1 protein-coding gene is annotated in these 8530 nt (G+C 67.0%); it reads right to left on the reverse strand.

The window, feature by feature from the left end:
• Positions 1 to 196: 196 nt before the first annotated feature.
• A partial coding sequence (locus N7650_RS03470; protein WP_279897127.1) for a non-ribosomal peptide synthetase occupies positions 197 to 8530 on the reverse strand: 8334 nt, incomplete at its 5' end.

Consider the following 8530-nt stretch of genomic DNA (forward strand, 5'->3'; position numbering starts at 1 on the left):
ATGAGGTGGGTTTCCTTGCTGGAGAAACGCACCAGCGCGGTGGGGATTTACCGGGTGAAACAGATTTTTCCTGTTTTGCGTGGACCTTGTGGGAGCTGGCTTGCCAGCGATTGCGATGGTGAATTCACTACCGTAATCGCTGCGGTTCGGCGGTCCGACAAGCCAGCTCCCACAGGGATCAGTGGCGTGCTCTCGGTTACAGGGCCTCCAGCTCGGCCATCAGGTCCGACAGGCGATCCACCTTGGCCTCGTCGATGCGCTTGTCCTGCTGGCTTTCGATGTACGCCGCCAGGGCTTGCAAGGTGTTCAGCTCGAACATGGCGCGCAGCGGCACGTGGTGACCCAGTTCCTTCTGCACGCGGCTGACGATCTGCGTCGCCAGCAGCGAGTGCCCGCCCAGTTCGAAGAAGTCGTCGCTCATGCCCACCTTGTCCACCTTGAGCACCTCGGCCCAGATCGCCGCGAGCTGCTCTTCCAGCTCGCCCTGCGGCGCCACGTAGGCGGCGTGGGCGTGGCCGATGTCCGGCTGCGGCAGCGCCCGGCGATCGAGCTTGCCGTTCGGCGTGAGCGGCAACCGTTCCAGGAACAGCCACTGCGTCGGCACCATGAAGCCCGGCAGGTCATGGGCCAGAAGTCCCTTCAGTTCGTGGACAAGCTCGTCGCCCGTCACCACACCCTGCTCCGCCACTATCCAGGCCACCAATTGCGTGCCGTTGGCGCTTTCCCGCGGCAGCACCACCGCCTCGCGCACCGTTGGCAAACGCAGCAGCAGCGCCTCGATCTCGCCCAGTTCGATACGCAGGCCGCGGATCTTCACCTGATGGTCGATCCGCCCCAGGTAGTCGATAACGCCATCGGCGCGGTAGCGCACCAGGTCGCCGGTGCGATACAGGCGTGCGCCCGGGGTGAACGGATCCGGCACGAAGCGCTCGGCGCTCAGGTCCGGACGCTGGTGGTAACCGCGCGCCAGGGAGGCGCCGCCGACATACAGCTCGCCGGCACTGCCCACCGGACACAACTGCAGATTGCTATCCAGGACATAGGTACGCACGTTGCTGATCGGCCTGCCGATGGCAGCGATCGCGGTGTCCAGCGGGCCGTCGATCAGCAGGCTGCTGGTATCGATGGTCGCCTCGGTCGGGCCGTACAGGTTGTACATCTGGCCGCCCCACTGTTCGCGCAACTGCCCGACCAGCGCCGCACTCAGGGCCTCGCCACCGAAGGCCAGGGTCCGCAGCGAATCCAGCTGACCTGCACGCACTTCCGGCAGCAGCGCCTGAAGAACCGACGGCGCCAGTTGCAGGATGCTGATGGCCTGCCCGGCCACTTCGCGCCACAGCAGGGTCAGGTCATCGCTCAGCGCCGGGCTGGCGAGGACCAGTTGCGCACCGTTGAGCAGCGGCAGCCAGAATTCCCACACCGAGGCGTCGAAGCTGAAGGCGGTCTTCTGCAGAACGCGGTCGCTCGGTAGCAGTTGCAGCTCGTCCTGCATCCACAGCATGTGGTTAGTCAGGGCGCCATGGCGGATTTCCACGCCTTTCGGCCGGCCGGTGGAGCCGGAGGTGTAGATCACGTAGGCGAGGTTGTCGGCATTCACCGGCACCGACGGCGGCGCGGCCTCGGCGAGGTCCTGCCAGTCGATCAGTTCATCGAGGCTCAGGCTGGTCAGGCCGTCGTTGAGCGGCAGGTCGGCGAGCAACGACGACTGGGTCAGCAGCAGGCGGATCCCACTGTCGCGAACCATGTAGTCCAGGCGCTCGCGCGGGTAGGCCGGGTCCAGCGGCACATAGGCACCGCCGGCCTTGAGGACCGCCAGCAGGCCGACCACCATTTCCAGGCTGCGCTCCAAGGAAATCCCCACCAGCACATCCGGGCCGACACCCAGGTCACGCAGGCGATGGGCCAGACGGTTGGCCTGGCGGTCCAGTTCGGCGTAGCTCAGTTGCAGCTCGCCGAGGATCAGCGCGGCAGCGTCCGGCGTGGCCTGGACCTGCTGTTCGATCAGTTCGTGGATGCAGGCTTCGCTGTAGTCCGTGGCCGTGGCGTTCCAGTCATGCAGCCGGTGCTGGCGCTCGCTCTCGTCGAGCAGCGACAGTTCGCCGAGCAGAGCCTGGCTGTCGGCAGCCAGGGTCAGCAGCAGGTGCTCGAAGTGCCGCAGCAGTTGTTCGATGGCGGCCCGGTCGAAGTGCGCCAGGTCATAGCCTACCGCCAGCGACAAGTGCTCGCCCGCCTCCACCGCCAGGGTCAGCGGATAGTGGGTCTGCTCCTGGTTGACCACCTTGGCGAAGCTTGGCGAACGCGGCGAAGCCTGTTGCAGGGCCTCGGCGATCGGGTAGTTCTCGAACACCATGATCGAGTCGAACAGCGCCTCGCCGCCCCAGCCGGCCCAGCGCTGCACCTCGTAGAGCGGGGTGTGCTCGTGCTCGCGCAGTACCAGGTTGAGCGCCTGGACTTCCTGCACCCAGTCCTCGACGCGCTGCTCGGCACGCGGGCTGCCGACCACCGGCAGGGTGTTGATGAACAGGCCGAGCTGTTCCTCGACGCCCGGCAGGTCCGCCGGACGCCCCGCCACCGTGGCGCCGAAGGTGACCGTGGCCTGCCCGGTATAGCGTTGCAGCAGGAGCATCCAGGTCGCCTGCAACAGGGTGTTGAGGGTGACGCGCTGGTCCCGGGCGAACTCGCCCAGTTGCGCGCTCACCTCGACGGCAAAGTCGTGGCGCAGCTCGCCATGACCCTGCCCCGCTGCGCGGAAGCACGGTGCCAGGCGAGTCGGTGCTTCCAGTTCGGCCAGTTGGCCGCGCCAGAAGTGCTCGGCCAGCGCCACGTCCTGGCGTTGCAGCCAGTGGATATAGTCCTGGTAGCGACCGCTGGCCGCCGGCACCACCTCGCCGTGATAACGCTGGAGCACCTCGCCGAACATCCGCGAGCTGCTCCAGCCATCCAGCAGGATGTGGTGACAGGTGAAGACCAGTTGATGCACGCCCTCGTCGGTGTGCAGCAGGCTCAGGCGCAACAGGGCGTCGTGTTGCAGATCGAAACCGCGCTGGCGATCGGCTTCGGCGAACTCGACCAGTGCGGCTTCGACGTCCTTGCGCCCGCGCCAGTCCTGCAGTTCGAACGGCACCGCCAGTCGCTTGCGGATCAACTGCAACGGCTGACCGAAACTGCTGACGAAGCTGGCCCGCAGCACCTCGTGGTTATCCACCACGGCCTGCCAGGCGGCGATGAACCGCTCGACCTCGATACCGCGCACTTCGGCGCGCATCTGGTTGACGTAGCTGGCCTTGTCCTGCTCGTACAGGCTGTGGAACAGCATGCCCTGCTGCATCGGCGACAACGGGTAGATATCGGCGATCTGCGCCGCCGGCAGCGGCAGGCTGTCGAGCTGGCGCTGGTCGAGGCCGGCCAGGGGGAAGTCCGACGGCGTCGCCCCGCCAGCATTGGCCGACAGGCAATGCTCGATCAGCAGGCGCAGTTCGCTGGCGTAGGCGTCGGCCAGCCCTTGCACGGTGCTGCGTTCGAACAGTTCGCCGCTGAAGCTCCAGAGCATTTCCAACTGGCCGTCGAGTACCTGGCCGTTGATTGCCAGCAGGCTCTCCAGCGGGGCTTCGTCGCCCTGGCCCTGGCCGCTGCCTTCGCCGGATGGCGCCAGCAGTGCATCGTCGCCGGCAAAGCTGCCATCCAGCTGGCCAAGGTAGTTGAACACGATCTCGCCCTGGGGCAGCGCCGCCAGGGTGCGTTGCGCCCGCTCGTCGCCGAGCCAGCGCAGCACACCGTAGCCCAGGCCCTTGTTCGGGACTGCACGCAGCTGTTCCTTGATGGTCTTCAGCGAGCTGGCGAGGTCGTCGCCAGCGCTGAGCTTGACTGGGTACAGGCTGGTGAACCAGCCGACGGTACGGTGGGTGTCGATGCCATCGAACAGCTCTTCACGACCGTGACCTTCCAGGCGCACCAGGGTGTCGGTACGGCCGGTCCAGCGAGCGATCACACGGGCCAGGGCAGTCAGCAGCAGGTCGTTGATCTGCGTGCGATAGGCCGCCGGAGCCTCCTGCAACAACTGCCGGGTCAGGTCGGCATCGAGACGGCTGCTGACGGTGACTTCGTGCTGGTGCTGGCGCCCGCCTTCGGCGTGGTCCAGCGGCAGTTCGTCACTGACGCCTTGCAACTGTGCCTGCCACCAGTCGAGTTCGGCGGCCAGTTGCGGCGTAGCGGCCCACGCTTGCAGTTGCTCGGCCCAGACCTTCACGGAGTGGGTCTTGTCCACCAGCGCCGCGCCGTTATAGGCCGCCTGCAGGTCTTCCAGCAGGATGCGCCAGGACACGCCGTCCACCGCCAGGTGATGGATCACCAGCAGCAGGCGTTGTTCGCCCTCCGGCAGCTTGACCAGCAGACCGCGCAGCAGCGGACCTTCGACCAGGTTCAGGCTGCGCTGCGCTTCATCGCACAGGGCACGCAGCCCCTCGCGAGATTCCAGGTCGCGCACCCACAGCAGTTCACCGCTGACCGCATCGCGGAAGCTGGCGTTCGCGTCGACGAAGCTCAGGCGCAGGGCATCGTGGTGCGCCACCAGGCGTTGCAGCGCCGCCTCCAGGCGCACGGCATCCAGGGCCACGGTCGGGGTGAACAGCACCGACTGGTTCCAGTGATGACGCTCGGGAACCGGGCTGGCGAAGAAGCGCTGCTGGATCGGCAGCAACGGCGTCGGCCCGCTCAGGGTGCCCTGCTCGATGCGCACCGCCGGCGCGCGGCTGGCCACCTGGGCGATGCCCTGGATGGTCTGGCGCTGGAACAGGTCCTTGGCGGTGAACAGGATCCCCGCCTGCCGCGCACGGCTGACCACCTGGATTGAAATGATCGAGTCGCCGCCCAGCTCGAAGAAGTTGTCGGTCACGCCGACCTGCTCCAGCTTCAGCACATCGCGCCAGATGGCCGCCAGTTCCCCCTCGAGCGGAGTGCTCGGGGCCACGCCGGACGAGGCGTTCTGGCTCAGGTCGGGCTTCGGCAGGGCCCGGCGATCAAGCTTGCCGTTGGCGTTCACCGGCATGCGCTCCAGCCAGAGGAAGTGGCTCGGTACCATGAATTCCGGCAGGTGCACCTTGAGGTGGGCCTTGAGGATTTCCTTCAGTTCATCGGTGTCCTGCAAGGGATCACGGGCAACCAGGTAGGCCGCCAGTTGCTTGCCGTTGGCGCCGTCGATATCGATGACGCTGGCCTCGCGCACCGCCGGGTGCTCCTGCAGCCGTGCATCGATCTCGCCCAGTTCGATGCGCAGGCCGCGGATCTTCACCTGGTGGTCGATACGCCCGGCGTATTCGACGATGCCCTCGCCGCGATAGCGGGCCAGATCGCCGGTGCGGTACAGGCGGCCGCCGTCGCTGGAGAACGGATCCGGCACGAAACGCTCGGCGGTCAGGGAAGGACGATTGTGGTAACCGCGGGCCAGGCCGACGCCGCCCAGGTACAGCTCGGCGGCGCAACCTGGCGCGGCCGGCAGCAGGCCGTCCTCGAGGATATGGGTCTTGATGTTGTCGATCGGGTGGCCGATCGGCACGTTCAGGTCATCGACGCTGCAGGTCCAGTGGGTGACCTCGATCGCCGCCTCGGTCGGCCCGTACAGGTTGTGCAGGTCGGCATGGGGCAGGCGCTTGAGCACCTGGGCCGCCAGTTCCACCGGCAGCGCCTCGCCGCTGCACATCACCCGGCGCAGGCTGGTGCAGGTCTCGACGTCTTCGTGGGTCATGAAGGCCTGGAGCATGGACGGCACGAAATGCACGGTGGTGACGCCGTACTGGCGGATGGTCGCCAGCAGCCGGTCCGGGTCACGGTGATCGCCCGGCAGGGCTACCGCCAGGCGCGCGCCGCACAGCAGCGGCCAGTAGAACTCCCAGCCCGAGACGTCGAAGCTGAACGGGGTCTTCTGCAACACGGTGTCGCTGGCCTCCAGCCCATAAGCCTTCTGCCCCCAGTGCAGGCGGTTGATCACCGCGCGATGGCTGTTGCCGGCGCCTTTCGGCTTGCCGGTGGAGCCCGAGGTGTAGATCACATAGGCGAGGTTGTCGGCCAGGCTCACCGGTACCGGGTTGGCGTCGCTGTAATGCTCCAGCGACAGGCGATCGAGGCTCAGGGACCGCACATGGCCCGGGATCGGCAGGCGCTCCACCAGGGCTTCCTGGGTCAGCAGCAGTTCGACGCCGCTGTCCTCGATCATGTAGGCCAGGCGGTCGCTCGGGTAATCCGGGTCGAGCGGCACATAGGCGCCGCCGGACTTCATGATTGCCAGCAGGCCGATGACCATTTCCAGGCTGCGTTCCACGGCGAGGCCGATCAGCGCATCCGGACGCGCCCCCAGTTCGCGCAGCTTGTGCGCCAGCTGGTTGGCCCGGCGGTTGAGCTGGGCGTAGCTCAGTTGCTGGCCGGCGAAGACCAGCGCCGGGGCGTCCGGAGTCTTCGCCACCTGGGCTTCGAATAGGTGGTGGATGCCGGTGTCGCCGGGGAACGGCGCGGCGGTGGCGTTCCACTGCTGGACGATACGGCGCTGGGCAATCGCATCGAGCAGGGCCAGCTCACCGATGCGTTGCTGCACATCGGCGCTGATCGAACGCAGCAGTTGCTGCCAGTGCCCGGCCATGCGCGCGATGGTGTCGGCTTCGAACAGCGCGGTGGCGTAGGTCAACGAGGCGCTCAGGCCGTCGCTGTGCTCCACGGTGTGCAGCATCAGGTCGAACTGCGCGGTGTGCTTATCGGACGGCACCGCTTCCAGTTGCAGGCCGGCCAGTTGCGGCACCAGCTGTGCGGCTTCGCCCTGGTGGTTGTACATCACCTGGAACAGCGGGCTGCGGCTCAGGTCACGCTCCGGTTGCAGGGCTTCCACCAGTTGCTCGAACGGCAGGTCCTGATGGGCCTGGGCTTCCAGGGCATGGCGCTTGACCTGTTGCAGCAGCTCGACGACGCGGGTCTGGGAATCCAGCTCGGCCTTGAGCACCTGGGTGTTGACGAAGAAGCCGATCAACGGCTCGGTTTCGGCGCGGTTGCGGTTGGCGATCGGCACGCCTACCCGTACGTCGCCTTGGCCCGAGTAGCGGTGCAGCAGGGTCTGGAACGAGGCCAGCAACAGCATGAACAGGGTTACGCCCTGCCCTTGCGCCAGCGTTTTCAGTGCGGCCGCCAGTTGCGGGTCGAGGCTGAAGCTGAACTGCGCGCCGGCAGTGCTCTGTACCGGCGGCCGCGGATGGTCGGTCGGCAGTTCCAGCACCGGTTGTTCGCCGCCCAGTTGTGCGGTCCAGTAGGCCAGTTGCCGGGCTTTCTCGCCCGCCTCCAGCCATTCACGTTGCCACAGCGCGTAGTCGGCATACTGGATCGCCAGCGGCGCCAGGCGCACCGCCTCGCCCTGGCTGTAGCCGGCGTACAGGCGCATCAGTTCATCGACCATGATCGGCATCGACCAACCGTCGGTGACGATATGGTGCTGGACCAGCACCAGCACATGTTCATCAGCGCCCAGGTGCAGCAGGCGCACGCGCAGCAACGGCCCCTGTTCCAGATCGAACGGGCGCAGGGTCTCGGCCTCGATGAACAAGCGCACCTGTTCCTCACGGGGCAGGCCGGACGCCGGCAAGTGCTGCGCTTCCAGCACGAACGGTGCCGGGGCATGGATGACCTGCACGGCCTGGGCACCGTCCTGGCGGAAGGTGGTGCGCAGGGTTTCGTGGCGGGCGACCAGGCTTTCGAAGCTCAGCTCCAGCGCAGCGATATCCAGCGCGCCGCGCAGGCGCAGGGCGGCCGGCATGTTGTAGGCGGCGCTCTGCGGTTCCAGTTGCCAGAGGAACCACTGGCGTTGCTGGGCATAGGACAGCGCCAGCGGCCGGCTGCGGTCGGCCGGGGTGATCGCCTGTTGCTGGCTGCTTTCGGCGGCGGCGACCTGACGGGCGAAACCGCGCAGGTCCCGGGCCTCGAACAGGCTGCGCAATGCCAGCTCGATCTTCAGGCCCTGGCGAACCCGGGAGATGACCTGGGTCGCCAGCAACGAGTGCCCGCCCAGCTCGAAGAAGCTGTCGTCGAGACCGACCCGCTCGATCTTCAGCACTTCGGCCCAGATCGCAGCCAGTTGCTGCTCCAGCTCGGTTTCAGGCGCGACATAGGCCGTCTGCGACAGGCTGGTATCCGGCTGCGGCAGGGCCTTGCGGTCGAGCTTGCCGTTCGGCGTCAGCGGCATGGCCGGCAACTGCACGATGTGGGTCGGGACCATGTAGTCCGGCAGGCTGGTTTTCAGCGAAGCCTTGAGCTGATCGACATCCAGCTCGCTGCGGGTGACCACATAGGCGGCGAGCTGCTTGCCCTGTGGGCCATCGATATCGAGCACCACGGTTTCGCGGATCGCCAGGTGTTCCAGCAGCCGTGCCTCGATCTCGCCCAGTTCGATGCGGTAGCCGCGGATCTTCACCTGGTGGTCGGCACGGCCGACGTATTCCAGCACGCCATCGGCACGGCGCCGGGCCAGGTCGCCGGTACGGTACAGGCGCTCGCCCGGGGC

Origin of the sequence: Pseudomonas sp. GD04058 (genome assembly GCF_029836855.1) — a bacterium.
Lineage (GTDB): Bacteria > Pseudomonadota > Gammaproteobacteria > Pseudomonadales > Pseudomonadaceae > Aquipseudomonas > Aquipseudomonas bharatica.